This is a genomic window from Fusibacillus kribbianus (genome assembly GCF_030053595.1).
Taxonomy (GTDB): domain Bacteria; phylum Bacillota; class Clostridia; order Lachnospirales; family Lachnospiraceae; genus Lientehia; species Lientehia kribbiana.
Window position 1 is genome coordinate 1 of sequence record NZ_JASGBQ010000038.1, and the last position, 15,884, is coordinate 15,884.

A 15,884-nucleotide genomic window follows, 5' to 3' on the forward strand; every position below is an offset into this window, starting at 1 on the left:
TTGCACCCTGGAGTGAAAAACTCCAATCTATCAAAAATCGCATGTGAATTATAGTGAATTACTCCAACTCGCAAAGGGCTGGGGTAATTTTATATCTGACCGCATTATTATTTGGCGGTTACGTTTCTCGGATACAAAACCGACCTTGCCGTTTTTACATCCTCACCCCGGAAATCAAAGAAGCACCGTCGCCATCTTCAAAGGGGATGTTGACAGTGCTTCTTTATAATTATCCAAAAGTTGCTTTCTTGCAATACTGTGTAAGCGTGGGTTGTGGTGTAGTATCTTTAACTAAGGGAACCTCCAGTTTCCCATTTTGAAACTGCTCTATTTGTAATATTCAATTTTTCTGCTAACTGCATTTGCGTCAAGCCTTTTTCTTTTCTACATTTTGCAATAAAACTTCCTATCACTTCTTGATTCATTTCTCTTACCTCCTTGCAGTCATCATATATCAAAAAGGAGCTGTCTAAAACGAACTGCTAGTTGATTTATGCCATTCAACTGGTAGTTGATACTTTTTTGCACCATTCATTTACAGCTCCCGATTTGTCATATTCATAAAAGACTATTTTTCATAACTGTATCATAATCCAGAAAAGAAATTAAATTTTCTTTTTCAATCCTTTTACTATCTTATCAAAATCAGATTCAATCGGCTGTGTCTTGTTAAAAATATCATATTCCTGATATGCTTTCTCTACTGCCTGCTTATGGGAAATACGTCCGTTATCTTTCAAGATATCGTATCTGCGGAACGCAAGGAACTCGTTCACGCTTTTTGAAAATTCTTCCATTGTAAAGACGTTTTCACGTTCAATCAAATCCTCTATGTAATCAAAATATCCTGTAACAGCACGTTCTAACTGACGAATCTGTTTTTCGTCCAAATAGTTTTTGGCAATCGGTGTATCAGATTTGAGAATACGACCATCGGGAGCATTTTTCCATGTGGTCAATCCCATATTTTCCTTGGTGTGGTCAGCTTGATTATAGACGATTTCAGCCGCTGTTTTACCGGTAATGGCATAATGAAATTTGTTCTGTATGGTTGCATAAAAATGATATGCAGTATCAGAATCTCTATCATAATCAATGCTGCACTCTGCAAAGATATCGGTTATCTGTTGCCATATTCTGCGTTCGCTGGCACGGATGGAGCGAACTCTTTCCAGCAATTCACGGAAATAGTCTTTTCCAAAAGCTGTTTTACCCTGTTTCAGACGTTCATCATCCATAGCAAAGCCCTTTATCATATATTCCTTCAAAATACCGGTTGCCCATATACGGAACCTGGTTGCCTGAATGGAGTTTACTCTGTAACCAACGGAAATAATGGCGTCCAGATTGTAATAATTGGTAGGAATAGTCTGCGTTTTATCCTGCATTGCTCCGTGCTGAGTGGTTGTTGCAATTTTTGCAACAACCACTTCCTCATCCAGTTCACCGGTTTCAAAAATTTTTGACAGATGGCGGCTGATACCTGATTTGTCAATACCAAATAATTCAGCCATAGCTTTTTGTGTCAGCCATATGGTTTCATCTTTTATTAAGGCACTGACAGTCACATTATCATCTTCGGTTCTGTACAGCACCATTTCCATTTGTTTTGTAATATCCGTATTCATATAAAGCCTTCTTTCTTATAGCAGGTGAATTAGTTATTGTTGTCCTTATCCTTCGCCCGGCTCTTATACACATTATATTGGTTCTTGCATTTGCCACTGCAAAATATGCTGTTGGGTCTGCCGGCAACAAAGGCATTTCCACAGTGCTTACATACCTTCAGCGAGGACTTTTCATCCGTAAGCATAAAAGAAAACATCATCTGCACACCTAACAGAAGCGAATGAAAGTCCCAGACAATGGTAGGGTGCTCAAGCAGCTCTATGTGATAGGTTGGTGCAATACCGCCAAATGCTGCCATTCCCTGACGGTAAAGCTGTTTCTGCATATCATCCAGCATGTCAAAATCCTGATAGTAGAGAAAGCTTGACATAAAGGTAAATGCCCAGTCCTTAAATAAAGTAACAAGCCAGTCATATCGTTCTGCATATTCTTTCTGGAAACTCATCATTACTGCCTGTGGTTTATTTTTCATGGTCATAATCAGTGCCATCATCTGCACATCATCCGTACTCCATGAAGATTCCAGTCCTTTTTTCACAAAATCAATCTTATCAAAGGGAAAGAAGTAAGAAAGATATTTTTCCGTAGTCATGCTTTCCTCTTTGATGAAATGGTTCTTCGGAAAATATACTGCATTGTAGGTAATAAATTCCGGAGTGGTAGGAAGTGCCGTCATAAATCCAAGCAGTCCGTAACCGGTAACAAAATCCATAATGGCATTCTGCAAACATTCCTGTGTATTATTTTTGTCCATGCACATCAGGCCGAGATTTACCGCCTTTAATACCATCTGCTCCGAATCCTTTATCGGATTATAAAGAGACACTTTCGCATCCGGTGAAGGTGTGATGTACAATGTACCTTCTTTATCTTCCTTCCATTCATATTTGTCATATCGTGCCCAGTTGGAGCTGGTTTTCTGGAATAGGTTATTCATAAAAGCCTCCAATCTGTCTGTTCTAAAATGTAATCTGTATCATTGGAAAATATATTACTATCATACCAAGCATGTCCTACAAGGTCAAATGGTATTTGTGATTTCTTTCGTTGTCTTATTCTTTTTATCCGTAATCAGTGACCGATAGGTATCATAAAAAATCTGTTCCGCCTTCGTCAGGGAAATTTGATTATCCACTCTGTTTTGTAGTGCCTGCATAAAGGATTTACGAAGCTTTTTTAACATGGTGTCACGGATTTTACGGATGTTTCTGTCAGTCTGCACCCTAAATGCTGCAATCAACTGGCAGGAGTATCCCTTAATGGCAAGCAGGTACAATAGCTCTTTCTGCACATCCTTTAACTCGAAAATCGCTCTGGAAATATCCTCATCCGTTACCAGCTCATGCATTTCAAATGGGCAGTCATAAATGGCATCAAGGAAATCCCCTTTCATAATCTGTTTCCAGAAAATATGCCGGATGGGAGCAGGAATTACAATCTCATCCGGTGACATTCCCCATTCCAGAGGGACATCCGACCTTCCTATCTCGTGATAGCGTTCCTTCCGTTCACGGTTGGCATCGAGCCTGTTCCACCATGTAACCACGTTCTGAAAATCTTCTTCCGTTCTTGCGGCATCCTCCAGACGGGAAAGTGCTTCCCGTTCCAGTTCCCGTTTTAGCTTTTTCCTTGTTGATGTTTCCGGTATCCTTGATACTTCCGGCTCATTTTCCATCTCAAGTTCTATTTCAAGAATGGCGGAATTCTCCCGCTCAAGGGCATCCGTCAGGTCATCTTCCGGTATGTCTTCTTCAAAATAATCATTTGTACATTCCTTCAACAGGGATTCACCACCTTTCAAAAAATATTTTCAAAACTTTTATAAAAAACAGTTCCGCTTTTGGGACTGCATTTCTCCTATAGGTGAGGAAGTAATCTTATTTATCTAAAAAAGATTACTTGAAAGCAGAAGAAAGGAGCCGGATTTTATGAAGATTTGTCTTATCCGTTGTCGCAGTCCGTCAAAGATACTTTGATTATAACAAACATATGTTCGTATTTCAAGGAGGAGGTGAAATTATTATGGATCAGACCGCAAGTAAGGAGCGGGCGATATCCTCTTTAACTAAAAAGATAGGACAGACCACCTATAAGGTAAATGTGTTTTTCGCAGAGAATACCACAGCTACCTTTGAGGATAAACTTTTGCATCTGATGGCAAATGAGATTGCCAACCGGAAGCAGGATATACCGGATGCAGAGTAATAGTTACACAAATCAATTGTTTTTAAGCTGATATTTCATCAGCAGGAAGGAGTTTTGTATGGGTAAATCAACCAAAACCTATGAAGAAAGAATCCAGGAGAAGGATTTAAGGATTGAGAAGCTGGCACAGGAACTGAAGCGTTATGAGGCACAAAAGAAGCAGCTGGAGAAACGAAAGAAGGAGGAAGAACGAAAAATCCGTACCCACCGTTTAATCGAAATCGGTGCGGCGGTGGAGTCAGTGCTTGGAAGATGTATTGAGCTGGAAGAAATCCCTAAGCTGATTGCATTTCTAAATAAGCAGGAAGCTAACGGAAAATTTTTCTCAAAGGCAATGCAGAAAAGTCCGGATACGGACATGAAAAAAGAAGAATGTGGGGAGTCGGGAGTTTCCTGATTCCCTTCTTTCTTTAGATAGAAGGGCGCACTTATAGACAGGCAGAGCCTGTCTCTTGCGCGCGCTCTGCGAGGCAAATGTGAGAAGAATATCTAAGCCTGCCCAAAACGCAGGCAAAGAAATTCTAAGTCTCACATAGGAAGAATGCCAAATGCAGGCATTCTTCCATATGGAATATGCACTATACACGAAGGAGGATATGCACTATGGCAATTTATCATTGCAGTATCAAAATCATTAGCAGGAGCGATGGAAAATCGGCAGTTGCTTCTTCTGCCTACCGCTCCGGCGAAAAGCTCATGGATGACCGCACAGGTCTTGTTCATGACTTTACGAAAAAGCGTGGAGTTGTATTTACAGAAGTTGCACTTCCGGCACATGCTCCGCCGGAATATGCTGACCGGAATGTATTATGGAATGCGGTGGAAAAGGCAGAAAAGAAATCCAATGCACAGCTTGCAAGAGAAATCGAAGTGGCACTTCCAAAGGAGCTTTCAAGGAAATGTCAGATTGAGATTGTAAGAAGGTATGTGCAGGAGAATTTTGTTTATGTGGGCATGTGTGCCGACTGGGCATTACACGATAAAGGTGATGGCAATCCCCATGCTCACATTATGCTGACCATGCGTGGCATAAAACCCGATGGCTCATGGGCACAGAAGGAAAAGAAGATTTATGCCCTTGATGAAGATGGAAACCGTATTCCGCTCATTGACCCGGCTACCGGAGAACAGAAGCTTGGTAAACGGAATGAGAAGCTGTGGAAACGCATTACCGTAGAACCGAATGACTGGAACGACCACAGCAAAGCGGAAATCTGGAGAAAGTCATGGGCAGATATCTGTAATGAATATCTGTCTTTGGAACAGCAGATAAACCACAGAAGTTACAAACGGCAGGAGCTGGATTTGGAGCCTACCATCCACGAAGGGTATCGTGCCCGCAAGATGGAAAAAGCAGGCTTTGTTTCCAACCGGTGTGAATACAACCGCATTGTAAGAAAGTTAAATGAGCTGAAAGGTAAATGGCTTCTTACGGTGAAGGAATTGCAGAAAACCATTATGGAGAGAGGAAGGATTTTATATGAACGAATTACAGGATACTTTAGAGGAAATCATGGAGATTTTCAAATGTCAGGACAATATGCTGGACATTCTGGAAGACCAGCAGCATCAGCTGGAGCAGTTGAAATCGGTAAATCAGGAACAGCTGGAATTGCTGGAGAAATTAAATGCCGAGAACATGAGGCTCTCAGCCGAAAATCGGAATCTGACCGTACAGAATCAGAAATTAGTAGCACAGAACAGACAATTGCAGGAATTATGCAAAGAATAAAAGAGAAAGCGAGGGATCGTGATGAACGAATCAGAAAACTTATGGAACGTAGACAGTCTTTTGAAGCTGTCGGAGGATTTACAGGTAGAGAACGAGCAGTACCGCTCACTGCTGGCACAAAAGGAGAATCAGATACAGATGCATTTATCCGATGTGCAAAAGCTGAAATCGCAGATACGCTCCATGCAATCGACGATAGCAGAACAAGGGCAAGAGATTCAGAAGCTGAACGCTCATATCGCCAGATTAGCCGAGAGCGATTTGGTACTGGTGGAGAACGAGAAGTTGAAAAAGGAAAATCAGCAAGTGCTGGCAGAGAAAGAGAAGGCTCAGAGAATCTTTGCAGAAGCCGAGAAAAAGGCAGAGAACGCTAATGTTGTCTTAATGAAAGCGAAGGCATTGGAAGCTGATTTTAACAAGCATATTTCCGTTGAAGCTAAGCATATCTGCAAGCAAGTAAAAGCAGATATGCAAATGCAGTTACAGGAAAAGTTGCGAACGCAAACCGCTACACTTGGCGTATGGACATGGGTAATTGCTTTTATCAGCATTGTTCAAACTGTTTATATCTTTTTTGTCAACAAGGATGTAGTTGCCACCATACCTGATTGGTTTCTGCATCGTGGCAGGAATGTGATGAACGTTTCAAACTTGCTTTGTAGGGTGTATCAGTGGTGCTATGAATATCTGGCTCAGTATGTCCATTCCTATGTGGCAGTTGGTATTATTGCTTTAGTGTCTGTTGGGATTGCGGCAGGCGTATTTGTACTTGTGAAAATAGCATTTGACAGGATTACAGAAAAGTGTGATGACCGATGGCAATATTACAAAAACACTGGTGTTGCAGAACTTAGAAAGGCTGTGTCCGTAGCACTTTGTGTTATCAGTGTTACATTATCAATGTTATCTGTTTCACTGATTCCGGTAGATATTAATGTGCTAAGCTGGTGGCTTATTCTTTCGGCAGGTCTGAATTTTTTGTATCATGGCAGTTGTAAGGGCAGTTACCATTAAGGCATAAAAGTACTCCCATGGGCAGATGAAATCTGCTCACGGGAGAGTAATACAAAGGCGGTTCAAACTGAAATTTGAGTCTCTGTAAAACTGGAATTAACCCATACAATTATTTTAATTTAGATATTCACAATATTACTTGCCACAGTATCTCGAAAAACATTGTCATGTTCTACCAGGAGCATGGTCGGGGCAAACTCCGTTATGAGCTGTTCAATCTGCATACGTGAGTACACATCAATAAAGTTGAGCGGTTCATCCCATACATATAAGTGTGCCTTTTCACAAAGGCTTTTCGCAATTAGGACTTTCTTCTTTTGCCCGCCAGAAAAGTCTTTAATATCCTTTTCAAACTGTACACGCTCAAAGTCCATTTTCCTAAGAATTGCCTTGAACAGACTTTCATCAAGGTTGTTTTCTTCTGCAAACTCGGAAAGGGTTCCACATAAATACGATGTATCCTGTGGCACATAAGAAATTACAAGCCCAGAGCCAAGTGTTACTGTACCCGTATAATCTATGGACTGCCCGACTACCAACTTTAACAGGCTACTTTTGCCACTGCCGTTCTTCCCGTCAAGCACAATGCGTTCTCCCTGTCTTATTTCAAACGAAACAGGTTCACAAACTGAAATGCCATCATAACAAACTACTACATTCGATAATGATGCAATCAAATCTGTATGGTAATTAAGCGGTTGTATCTTGAGGGCTTCTGCGGTTTCCACATTTTTCAGCAATGCTGATTTTTGTTCGATTGTCTGTTGTTGTCTCGCTTCTATAGATTTTGAACGCTTCATCATTTTGGCGGCTTTATGACCGACATAACCTTTATCTCCTGCCCCAATTTTGGAAGCTTCTACACGTTCAGACCATACTGCAGAGCGTTTTGCCGACTGCTGTAATCGTCTGATGTCCTTTTGCAAACGTTCGTTCTGAGCCAGTTCAAATTCTTGCTGTCGCTCAAAATTTGACATCCATGATGAAAAGTTTCCTCTTTGCACTTCGATATTCGCTCGGTTAATCGATAGAATATGGTCAACACAATCGTCAAGAAAGCGACGATCGTGAGAAACTAAGATGAATCCCTTTTTCTTTTTCAGATATGTCGCCACACTTTTTCTCGCTTTGGCATCCAAATGGTTGGTAGGTTCATCAATCAGTAGGAAATGCCCTTCATTAAGAAAAAGAGCGGCAAGCAAAACCTTTGTCTGCTCTCCGTTGGAAAGTGTTTCAAAAGGTCGCCAAAGCACATCGACATCAACATCAAGATAAGAAAGTTCTCGCATAAGTTCCCATTCTTCCGCAAGTGGGCAAACCTCCTGCAATATATCCTCTGTAATACGATTCTTATCTGAAACGGGATAAGGAAAATAATCAAACTGTACGGATGATAGGATTTTTCCGCTATACTCATATTTCCCAAGCAGAAGATTCAGAAAGGTTGTTTTACCTCGTCCGTTTCTGCCCACAAAACCAAGCTTCCAATCGGTATCAACCTGGAAACTGACATTTTCAAAAACATTATCATAACTTGTCGGATATGAAAACGTAAGGTTTTCAATTTTAATCATTGACATAAATATTATCCTCCTTTGCCTGTCATACGATATAAAGTCGGTTCGGTGAATGTTTACTCCGTATAGATTTCACCAAAAGGAACCGACACTATACGGAGTGAATCATGTGTAACTATCTGATCTGCACTATTCATAAAGCACCTCCAAAACAAAATAAGAGCCGCAAGAAAGTTTATCCTTGCAGCTCGTCATAGCATAATAACACCACTAAGCAAAAGTGGCAACAGCACTATATTGAGTAAGATAGACATATAACTTTCTTGCAATAGACACAATAATGCCAAAGTATAGCACTACCGCATATTTTGATTTTATTTGCAAGAAAAGTTAATCATCTTTCCACCTCTTTCTAAATTCTAAAACATTATACCATAAATTGCAGGCAAATACAAGTGGTTACAAAAATTTTAACAAATCGCTTATAATACAATCATATAACTTTACTCATTCCTTACTGACCGTAAAATTCAAATTTCACTTCCTATTGTACCACGCACATCTCTTACATTCCACTTATATTTTTGTAAAGATTTTGAAAAAGGCGGACTGCTAATCTATAGCAATCCACCTGAAAAATTACCACACTTCTAAACTATCTTCTGCATCAATCCAAGCTTGCATTTCTCCATCTAACACTAAGCGTGCATACTCCATAGGTTCATCAATTGCAAGAGCGTTCAACGCACATTGTGAATTAGGTGTAGTTTTCAACCCATCCTCCGCCTTATTACAATCAATGCGTAAAAGTATATTATCAAATGTGGTTATATCTATACTATTGCAGTACTGGTTATATGTAGCATATATAAGTTTCATACCTTTTCGTCCTTTCGTTTTTATTACAGATAAGCCGGTTGTATTAATAAATTATTGTGTTTCCTAGAATTATCCTTTAGAACGTGAAACACACATTTCACATCTGATTGACCTTGGGTTCTCCGCAGTTGCAATAGCTGACAGGGTAGGTCATGAGAGCATTGATATCACATATCGTTATTCGCATCTGTTTCCATCAAAGCAGGTGGCAATGGCGGACAGACTTGATGCTGTCAATGCGAGCTTTGAGGATTGTGAAGAACAGGATGATGATGTAGAAATCATGCAGACAGAGGAAACAGCACCTATGATTGATATGGATGCGGCTGCGGAAAAGATTATAAGTATTGATAAGTACAAGGCAGTCTGATAATGGCGATGCGAAACATTATGAATCATGCCGGCGAGAGTTTTGCATTATGTATGGATGTGATGTTATGTGGACTTAAGTAAAAGGTTTTATATCGGAAGGAGCAGATTATTATGAGCGAGAAAAGGCTGGATGCCAAGAACAGATGGAGAAATGTTGTGGTAGCATTTCGGATGTCAGCGGAGGAAGCGCAGGAGCTGAATGTGAAGGTTTCACTCAGCGGACTTTCAAAACAGGATTATATCATCCAATGTCTGCTGAAGCATGAAATCAAGGTTGTTGGTGGAATAAAGGTGGCAAAGAAAGTACAGGTTCATCTTGATACGATACTGGAAGAATTACAGACGTTAGATGAATCTGACAGAGGTATAGAAGTTGAAGAACTGCTGGTTCCATTAAAGCATGTGCTTGATATCCTGCAGAGTGATGAGAAAGGCGGTAATCATTATGAGTAAAACAACATTTGAAAAGCTTGGTATTCCGTATGAAGAAAAGGATGGAATCTTTTATCCGGTGCTTGTTGCAGGAACAGAAAAGGCAGATATAGATGCAGGAAAGTATGGGCGTATGTGGATTAAATATATCAAGGAAGAATATCCAATGAGATATAAAAGCCTGGTGAGGTTCGGCGAGCTTGAAGAGAGAGCAAATGAAGTCAATGAAACAGCATATGAGCTGCTTGATGATATTGAAGCTAAGTGGCTGAAAAAGCATAAGCCTAAGAATCCAAATTCCTTTACGGAACAGTTACAGCTAAGAACACAGACCAGGATGATGGCAGAGGAAATCGTTATTATGGATGTGGTGATGCAGTTTCATTAGTGTGGGGGCAAAAAGTGCCGTCAAAATGCAAAAGTGGGGGCAAAAAGCGCCGTCAAAACAGCAAAGTGACGGCAAAAAGCGCCACCACTCAAATCAGAGTGAAAAAAGTCATGGTGGCGGAAAGTGCCATCAAAATGGAAAAGTGGTGGCGGAAAATGCCACCAAAACAATAAAGTGATGGCAAAAAGTGCCACCACTTTACAACTCTGGTGGAACTTCAACCACCATATCAGTAATCGTGGTGGTACATTAACCACCACATATCATATACAGGGTGCAGGAGCTCCTGCCAAGACGAAAAATTATGTAAACGCTGATGCGTTTATATTTTTTCGGGAAAAGGTCCGACCTTTTCCGCATCTTGCAAAACCTATAAGCAGAACTTTTGGAAAGGATGAAAAGCAATGGTACAGATAAAAAGAGATTGGTTTGATACAGTATTGAAAAATTACGAAAGGGGAGAAATGTATGGCAGATGGAAAGAGAAGATACAAGTCTGACAGGAAAGATTATAAGATATCGGTGAAGCTGTCAGAAAAAGATATGGATATTCTGAAAGCGGCACTTAAACGGACGAGAATGACAGCAAGTGCCTATATAAGAGAATTAATCCGGACAGGAGGCAATATAGATACAAGTTATCCTGAGGACAGGGCAAGAGCAATCCGTGTTATTGCCGGTATTGCAAATAATATTAATCAGGCGGTAAAGCTTGGCAATTCACATGGGAGGTTGTATTACAGCGACATTGACAAGCTGCAGAACAGTCTGGATGATGTAAAGAAAACATTTGGGGAGGTGCTGGAAGTATGGCGATTACAAAGATCTTAAATATACAGGAATCAGAGGGCAGAAATCCGGCATCGCACTTGAAGAATGCCTTGGAATATATCCAGAACCCGGATAAGACAGAAGAATGTGTACTGGTGGGCGGTATTAACTGCCTGGCGGACACAGCATTTGAGCAGATGGAAGAGACAAAGAATATTTTTCATAAGACGGGTAAAAGGCAGGGCTATCATGTGATCATATCATTTTCACCGGAAGAAAAAGTAAGTGCAGAGCAGGCAATGTATGTGCTGGAGCACTTTGCGAAGAATTTACTGGGAGATGATTATGAGGCTGTGTATGCGGTTCATACTGACAAGGAGCATATGCATGGACATCTGATCTGGAATAGTGTCAGTATGACAACTGGCAAGAAATACAATTCACCTAAAAGCAACTGGAAGAATCATCTCCAGCCTATTACAAATAAATATTGTGATGAACTTGGACTTTCCATAATGCCGGCGGAGTACAGCAGGAACCCTAAGAATATCAGCAGGGACAAGTGGGAAAGAGAAATGTCAATGAAAGAGATAATTCTCAGAGATGCCAAGATGTGTGCGTATGCAGCAGGGAATGTAGAGCATTTTAAATATCTGATGAAACGGCTGGGATATGTATTCAAGAAAGATGCGTGGATGGAGGTGCAGGCACCGGGATTTAGATATTATCATAAACTGGCAAAGCTGGACGAGATGTTTTCAGAAGATATGTTACGGCATTATGTGGATATGCCTTGGATGGCAAAGCCTTACTTTTATTCGTCGGATATCATGGGATTGCACAGAGTGAAGCTGTCACCATATCAGAAGAAATTTTATGCAAAGCTATACAGATTAAGGATTGTAGAGCAGAAGCGTTTTGAGGTTGGTGGAGCAAAGTATACAGAGGATTTGAAAAGGTTTCATCAGTTACAGGACGAATATCTGCTGCTTGTAAATAATGACATCAAAAGTGTTGTGGAGCTTGTGGATTTCATAAGTGAGCAGAAAGAAAAGATCCAGCAGATTGAGGACAGACAGAAGGAGATATACAGAGAAAGTTCTAGTCGGAAACGGAATATTAAGAACGAGGAGCAGTATCGTGAGTACCAGATATGGCATGTGGGAGTGCAGAAAGAACTGGACAAATTGAAGCAGGAGAAAAGAGGGATTAAGAAGCAGTTGCAGCTTGCTGATGGCATTGTGAAAGAAGATTTGTATACAGCTTATTATGTGGTGTCTGGGAAAGAAGAAATCGTTGCAGACAGGGATGTTGATATACCGGGGATGGAAAAGGAGGCTGTGTCAGAGAAAGATGTGGCTGTTGAGCCGGAGACGAATGTTGAGGTAGTGAATCCAGACAATAATCAGAACAATACGTCTGTAATGCCAGATATTCGTAATGCGTCTGATGTAAATACGGCAAGAAGGGATGAAGATATTACTGATGTAACAGGTAAAAGTGAATTTATGGAATCTGAAGAAAAAGTGTCTGTGGACAAAGCTGGCTGGATTGTCAGGAGGATATCAGAGCTTGGTGGTTATGAGAATATTAGTGATTCTGTTAAGGCTGATATATTCGGATTTGATATTGCTGATGTTAGTGGGAGCATATGGTTGTTCTCGGATGTAATGAAAAGGCTTGGGATAAAGCTGGATGGAGACGAAATGTATGAGGAATTCCAGAGAATTTATGATGAGAGTGTTGGTAGAGATGCTGGTAAAGATAAAGCAGAAGATAAGATGTGGAATAGGGGCAGAGGAAGGTAATTCCTCTGTCTCTTCCAGTTATGTATTAGATAGAAAAATATTGATTCACAAATCGAAATATTGGCTATTGAAGGAAGTATAGAAAGTCGCGAGAACGTGCGAAAAAATATTGAGAAAATATTAGATATATGGTATGATGTGATATAGAATTGTTTGATGAAATTTTATATGGAGGATTAGCAATGGCAGTATCATATAAGCGATTGTGGATAAAATTAGCCGAAAAAGAAATGAGCAGAGCGGATTTGAGAAAAAAAGCAGAAATAGCACCTAATACCATGACAAAGCTTGGGAAAAATGAATATGTTGCTATGCCTATTTTAGATAAAATATGTAAAAAATTAGGGACGGATTATGGTGAGATTATGGAGTATGTCCCGGATAAAGAAGAATCAATGGGTGACAAATAACAAGTACAGATTATGGGACAAGTAGTTTGATAAGATGTGTTATATAGTTTGATTTGAAACCGTTATTTTTGGAAAGGAGTGCTTGTATGGATATATTTGAAGGTCTTTCTGAAAGACAGAGAGAAGCAGTCGAAACAATAGATGAAAGGCAGAAAATCAGCTTGAATGGGTCGGGAAAATGAATAATATTCGTAGCAGAGCAGTAGAGATTATAGATGTAGAATTGATTTGTGTTTAGGAGGACAAAGCGGCAGATATAATGTTAAAAGTAGTTGCGTGCGCACGCATATTGATGTATAATACGTTCTGATTGGAGGTATATATCTATGCAACTATTAAAATGGCTTTCCGTAACAGACCGATTTTACAAAATCTATTTGGACAAGCAACTTGCCCCCTATGGAATCAACAACAGTCAATATATGTTCTTAATCAAAATCTGTCGTTCGCCCGGCATTTTACAGGATTCTTTAATGGATATGTTTTATGTTCATCCGAGCAATATTGTACGGACAGTTGCGGCATTAGAAAAGCAGGGAATGATTATGCGTTCCCCAAATGATAAGGATAAGCGGACGTGTAAGCTGTATCCTACGGAACGTGCGCTGTCTGTAATTGATGAGGTACAGACGGTATGCGAAAAGACAGAAGCTCTTTTATTGCAGGGTATGAGCGAATCCGAGCAGAACCTTTTTATGGATTTCTTAATACAGGCGGGCAGAAATATCACATCGGAACTCCATATAGAGAGAAAGGGGGAGGAGTTCAATGACTGAAAATCCTCTGGGCTATGAAAAAATTCCAAAGCTGTTGAAAAATTTTGCTGTTCCCAGTATTGTGGCGTCTCTTGTCGGTTCAATCTACAATATTGTGGATCAGATTTTTATTGGTCAAGGGGTCGGTTATTTGGGAAATGCAGCAACCAATGTTGCCTACCCGTTTTCTACCATCTGCCTTGCCATTGCACTACTGGTCGGAATTGGCAGTTCTTCCCGTGTTTCCCTCTGTCTTGGATGCAAAGAGCCGAAAGCTGCCGCCAAAGCAGCGGGAAATGGTATTGTTCTGATGGGAATTTTCGGAATTATTTATTTGCTGGTTGGAGAAACTTTTCTGCCTTTGCTCCTAAAGGCATTTGGGGCAACGACAGCTGTATTTCCATATGCAAAGCAGTATGCAAGCATAACATTGATTGGAATGCCGTTTCTCATTGTAACGAATGGTATGAGCAATTTGATTCGAGCAGATGGAAAACCAAAGTATTCAATGGCCTGCATGGTTGTGGGAGCTATTATCAATACCATTCTTGACCCCATTTTTATTTTTGTTTGCGATTGGGGAATTGCCGGCGGAGCTTGGGCAACGGTTATTGGGCAAATTTTTTCTTTCACACTCGCACTCCGTTATCTATGGCGTTTCCAAACAATCCATTTTGAAAAAAAGTCGTTTTTATTTGACATTAAAGAAAGCCTGAAAATTTGCAGCATGGGGATAAGCAGCTGCTCAAATCAGATTGCAATTACCGTGATTCAAATCATTCAGTACAATTCGTTGACTTATTACGGCGCATTAACAAAATATGGAACGGATATTCCCTTGGCAGCTTGCGGAATTGTTATGAAAACAAATGCCATAATCCTTGCGATTGTTACAGGAATCTCGCAAGGGATGCAGCCGATTATCGGTTTCAACTATGGAGCAAGGCAATATCATCGGGTACGGGAGGCTTACATGCTTGCAATAAAGTGGAATCTTGTTGTTTCCACTATTGCTTTTATCGCATTTCAATTTTTCCCGAGATCTATCATTTCACTATTCGGAGACGGGGACGAGCTGTATTTTGAATTTGCTGTTTTGTTCATGCGTACCTATATTTTCATGGTGTTGGTAAATGGTGTGCAGTTGCTTTCTTCCGACTTTTTTACCGCAATAGGAAAAGCGTTAAAAGGTGCTCTGTTGGCATTAACAAGGCAGACCTTTTTCTTGATTCCGCTTACCCTGCTGCTCCCGCTTCGTTTCGGAATTATGGGAGTATTGCTAGCGGGGCCTGTTGCTGATTTTTCAGCGTTTGTGCTATCTGTTGTACTGGTGGGTATAGAATTTAAAAAACAAAAAAATGACATGTAAACAGCAAACACTTGTGAATGTCAAGCACTTTGTTGTTTCGGTTAGCATAGATAGTGCAAATTAAGATGGTATCTGAATAGAAAAATACAGTATGCTAAATATTTTACAAGGCTTGGAATCATGTTAAAAAGACATGATTTCAGGTCTTTTTATGTCTTGATACCTTTTTGATACTTTTTCTCTCAGAAAAAATAAGAAACTATTGTACCTACATTCGTGCCTATCTGGATTATCTGACAAATATTCTTCACAAATCACCGGAAGATGTTTCCTGGGAAGAACTGCGTGATCACATCAGATGGTTACAGAAATCCAGAAATATCATAAAGAAAAACTGTATGATTGGGAAGTAGGGATTTAATCTCTACTTCCTTTTTAGTTTACATAACAAAAATATCCTGTTTATTTTGCCAACTATAATATGAAAGTGATTTTGATAAATTGATGAATGATATGAAAAAGGATGATGCTATCCATTAGTGTTATTGACCTCTTAAAATAGCGTAATAATGATTAGCTTGCGTGTCTCTGGATTGTTCTGTATACTGTCATCAGTTTACAGAAAGAAAAAAGTCTCAGAGCACCTTCCCTGGAAAGTCGTGT

General features: G+C 40.1%; 18 protein-coding genes and 1 pseudogene. 13 read left to right on the plus strand and 6 right to left on the minus strand.

All coding sequences use genetic code 11. The annotated features are described in order from the left end of the window. Nucleotides 1-287 precede the first annotated feature (287 nt). From QJ036_RS13725 to QJ036_RS13740, 4 genes are all read right to left on the minus strand, one after another. Nucleotides 288-425, minus strand: a complete 138-nt coding sequence (locus tag QJ036_RS13725) for a helix-turn-helix domain-containing protein (RefSeq protein WP_331487569.1) — start codon at nt 423-425, stop codon at nt 288-290. Between the two features lie 180 nt (nt 426-605). Further along, entirely contained in the window at nt 606-1,628 is a 1,023-nt protein-coding gene (locus tag QJ036_RS13730; RefSeq protein WP_283231927.1) for a virulence RhuM family protein, read from the minus strand. 29 nt (nt 1,629-1,657) lie between these two features. Continuing rightward, the gene (locus tag QJ036_RS13735) at nt 1,658-2,566 is read right to left on the minus strand and encodes a hypothetical protein (protein ID WP_283231928.1); all 909 of its coding nucleotides are present in this window, start codon (nt 2,564-2,566) and stop codon (nt 1,658-1,660) included. An 84-nt stretch (nt 2,567-2,650) separates the two neighbouring features. Continuing rightward, nucleotides 2,651-3,409 (minus strand): hypothetical protein, encoded by a 759-nt coding sequence (locus tag QJ036_RS13740; protein ID WP_283231929.1) that lies wholly within the window; start codon nt 3,407-3,409, stop codon nt 2,651-2,653. Nucleotides 3,410-3,651: 242 nt separating this feature from the next. On the opposite strand from QJ036_RS13740, the gene QJ036_RS13745 reads away from it, so the two are divergent. The 4 genes from QJ036_RS13745 to QJ036_RS13760 all read left to right on the plus strand — a co-directional run bounded on the left by QJ036_RS13745 (nt 3,652) and on the right by QJ036_RS13760 (nt 6,580). Further along, nucleotides 3,652-3,834, plus strand: a complete 183-nt coding sequence (locus tag QJ036_RS13745) for a transposon-encoded TnpW family protein (RefSeq protein WP_283231930.1) — start codon at nt 3,652-3,654, stop codon at nt 3,832-3,834. Nucleotides 3,835-3,892: 58 nt separating this feature from the next. Then, nucleotides 3,893-4,231: a DUF3847 domain-containing protein gene (locus tag QJ036_RS13750; RefSeq protein WP_283231931.1), complete on the plus strand. Its 339-nt coding sequence runs from the start codon at nt 3,893-3,895 to the stop codon at nt 4,229-4,231. Between the two features lie 206 nt (nt 4,232-4,437). Further along, nucleotides 4,438-5,940, plus strand: coding sequence for a MobQ family relaxase (mobQ, locus tag QJ036_RS13755; protein WP_283231932.1), 1,503 nt, complete (start codon nt 4,438-4,440; stop codon nt 5,938-5,940). Beyond that, on the plus strand, nt 5,852-6,580 hold the full coding sequence (locus tag QJ036_RS13760) for an ATP synthase subunit B family protein (RefSeq protein ID WP_216697657.1): 729 nt from the start codon (nt 5,852-5,854) through the stop codon (nt 6,578-6,580). The genes mobQ and QJ036_RS13760 overlap by 89 nt, the downstream gene beginning before the upstream one ends. Nucleotides 6,581-6,699: 119 nt before the next feature. Here QJ036_RS13760 and QJ036_RS13765 read toward each other — a convergent pair whose 3' ends face one another. Together QJ036_RS13765 and QJ036_RS13770 are read right to left on the minus strand one after the other, a co-directional pair. Next, nucleotides 6,700-8,160 (minus strand): Lsa family ABC-F type ribosomal protection protein, encoded by a 1,461-nt coding sequence (locus tag QJ036_RS13765; protein WP_216697658.1) that lies wholly within the window; start codon nt 8,158-8,160, stop codon nt 6,700-6,702. A 576-nt stretch (nt 8,161-8,736) separates the two neighbouring features. After that, the gene (locus tag QJ036_RS13770; protein ID WP_216697661.1) at nt 8,737-8,976 is read right to left on the minus strand and encodes a DUF6061 family protein; all 240 of its coding nucleotides are present in this window, start codon (nt 8,974-8,976) and stop codon (nt 8,737-8,739) included. Between the two features lie 82 nt (nt 8,977-9,058). Between QJ036_RS13770 and QJ036_RS14285 the strand changes: the two are divergent. The 9 genes and pseudogenes from QJ036_RS14285 to QJ036_RS13820 all read left to right on the plus strand — a co-directional run. Beyond that, nucleotides 9,059-9,346, plus strand: a pseudogene (locus tag QJ036_RS14285) (site-specific integrase); the annotation flags it as partial. A gap of 113 nt (nt 9,347-9,459) precedes the next feature. Next, complete coding sequence (locus tag QJ036_RS13780; protein WP_283231933.1) at nt 9,460-9,801, plus strand: plasmid mobilization protein; 342 nt, start codon at nt 9,460-9,462, stop codon at nt 9,799-9,801. Beyond that, nucleotides 9,794-10,168 carry a TnpV protein gene (locus tag QJ036_RS13785; RefSeq protein ID WP_075680663.1) on the plus strand — a complete coding sequence of 125 codons (375 nt, stop codon included), beginning with the start codon at nt 9,794-9,796 and terminating at the stop codon, nt 10,166-10,168. Before QJ036_RS13780 ends, QJ036_RS13785 begins: the two co-directional genes overlap by 8 nt. 123 nt (nt 10,169-10,291) lie before the next feature. Then, nucleotides 10,292-10,585 (plus strand): hypothetical protein, encoded by a 294-nt coding sequence (locus QJ036_RS13790; RefSeq protein ID WP_143524750.1) that lies wholly within the window; start codon nt 10,292-10,294, stop codon nt 10,583-10,585. Nucleotides 10,586-10,636: 51 nt separating this feature from the next. Next, complete coding sequence (locus QJ036_RS13795; protein ID WP_075680661.1) at nt 10,637-10,999, plus strand: plasmid mobilization protein; 363 nt, start codon at nt 10,637-10,639, stop codon at nt 10,997-10,999. Next, nucleotides 10,978-12,747, plus strand: coding sequence for a relaxase/mobilization nuclease domain-containing protein (locus tag QJ036_RS13800; protein WP_216560028.1), 1,770 nt, complete (start codon nt 10,978-10,980; stop codon nt 12,745-12,747). The genes QJ036_RS13795 and QJ036_RS13800 overlap by 22 nt, the downstream gene beginning before the upstream one ends. 182 nt (nt 12,748-12,929) lie before the next feature. Then, the gene (locus QJ036_RS13805; protein ID WP_075680659.1) at nt 12,930-13,157 is read left to right on the plus strand and encodes a helix-turn-helix domain-containing protein; all 228 of its coding nucleotides are present in this window, start codon (nt 12,930-12,932) and stop codon (nt 13,155-13,157) included. Nucleotides 13,158-13,483: 326 nt separating this feature from the next. Next, nucleotides 13,484-13,933: a MarR family winged helix-turn-helix transcriptional regulator gene (locus tag QJ036_RS13815; protein WP_118508147.1), complete on the plus strand. Its 450-nt coding sequence runs from the start codon at nt 13,484-13,486 to the stop codon at nt 13,931-13,933. Continuing rightward, entirely contained in the window at nt 13,926-15,281 is a 1,356-nt protein-coding gene (locus QJ036_RS13820; RefSeq protein WP_216507395.1) for an MATE family efflux transporter, read from the plus strand. Before QJ036_RS13815 ends, QJ036_RS13820 begins: the two co-directional genes overlap by 8 nt. Nucleotides 15,282-15,884 lie beyond the last annotated feature (603 nt).

What these genes read in the sequence shown, in the direction of transcription:
- QJ036_RS13725 (WP_331487569.1), bottom strand. Translation starts at nt 425, where the DNA reads ATGAATCAAGAAGTGATAGGAAGTTTTATTGCAAAATGTAGAAAAGAA.
- QJ036_RS13730 (WP_283231927.1), bottom strand. Translation starts at nt 1,628, where the DNA reads ATGAATACGGATATTACAAAACAAATGGAAATGGTGCTGTACAGAACC.
- QJ036_RS13735 (WP_283231928.1), bottom strand. Translation starts at nt 2,566, where the DNA reads ATGAATAACCTATTCCAGAAAACCAGCTCCAACTGGGCACGATATGAC.
- QJ036_RS13745 (WP_283231930.1), top strand. Translation starts at nt 3,652, where the DNA reads ATGGATCAGACCGCAAGTAAGGAGCGGGCGATATCCTCTTTAACTAAA.
- QJ036_RS13750 (WP_283231931.1), top strand. Translation starts at nt 3,893, where the DNA reads ATGGGTAAATCAACCAAAACCTATGAAGAAAGAATCCAGGAGAAGGAT.
- mobQ (WP_283231932.1), top strand. Translation starts at nt 4,438, where the DNA reads ATGGCAATTTATCATTGCAGTATCAAAATCATTAGCAGGAGCGATGGA.
- QJ036_RS13765 (WP_216697658.1), bottom strand. Translation starts at nt 8,160, where the DNA reads ATGTCAATGATTAAAATTGAAAACCTTACGTTTTCATATCCGACAAGT.
- QJ036_RS13770 (WP_216697661.1), bottom strand. Translation starts at nt 8,976, where the DNA reads ATGAAACTTATATATGCTACATATAACCAGTACTGCAATAGTATAGAT.
- QJ036_RS13780 (WP_283231933.1), top strand. Translation starts at nt 9,460, where the DNA reads ATGAGCGAGAAAAGGCTGGATGCCAAGAACAGATGGAGAAATGTTGTG.
- QJ036_RS13785 (WP_075680663.1), top strand. Translation starts at nt 9,794, where the DNA reads ATGAGTAAAACAACATTTGAAAAGCTTGGTATTCCGTATGAAGAAAAG.
- QJ036_RS13795 (WP_075680661.1), top strand. Translation starts at nt 10,637, where the DNA reads ATGGCAGATGGAAAGAGAAGATACAAGTCTGACAGGAAAGATTATAAG.
- QJ036_RS13800 (WP_216560028.1), top strand. Translation starts at nt 10,978, where the DNA reads ATGGCGATTACAAAGATCTTAAATATACAGGAATCAGAGGGCAGAAAT.
- QJ036_RS13805 (WP_075680659.1), top strand. Translation starts at nt 12,930, where the DNA reads ATGGCAGTATCATATAAGCGATTGTGGATAAAATTAGCCGAAAAAGAA.
- QJ036_RS13815 (WP_118508147.1), top strand. Translation starts at nt 13,484, where the DNA reads ATGCAACTATTAAAATGGCTTTCCGTAACAGACCGATTTTACAAAATC.
- QJ036_RS13820 (WP_216507395.1), top strand. Translation starts at nt 13,926, where the DNA reads ATGACTGAAAATCCTCTGGGCTATGAAAAAATTCCAAAGCTGTTGAAA.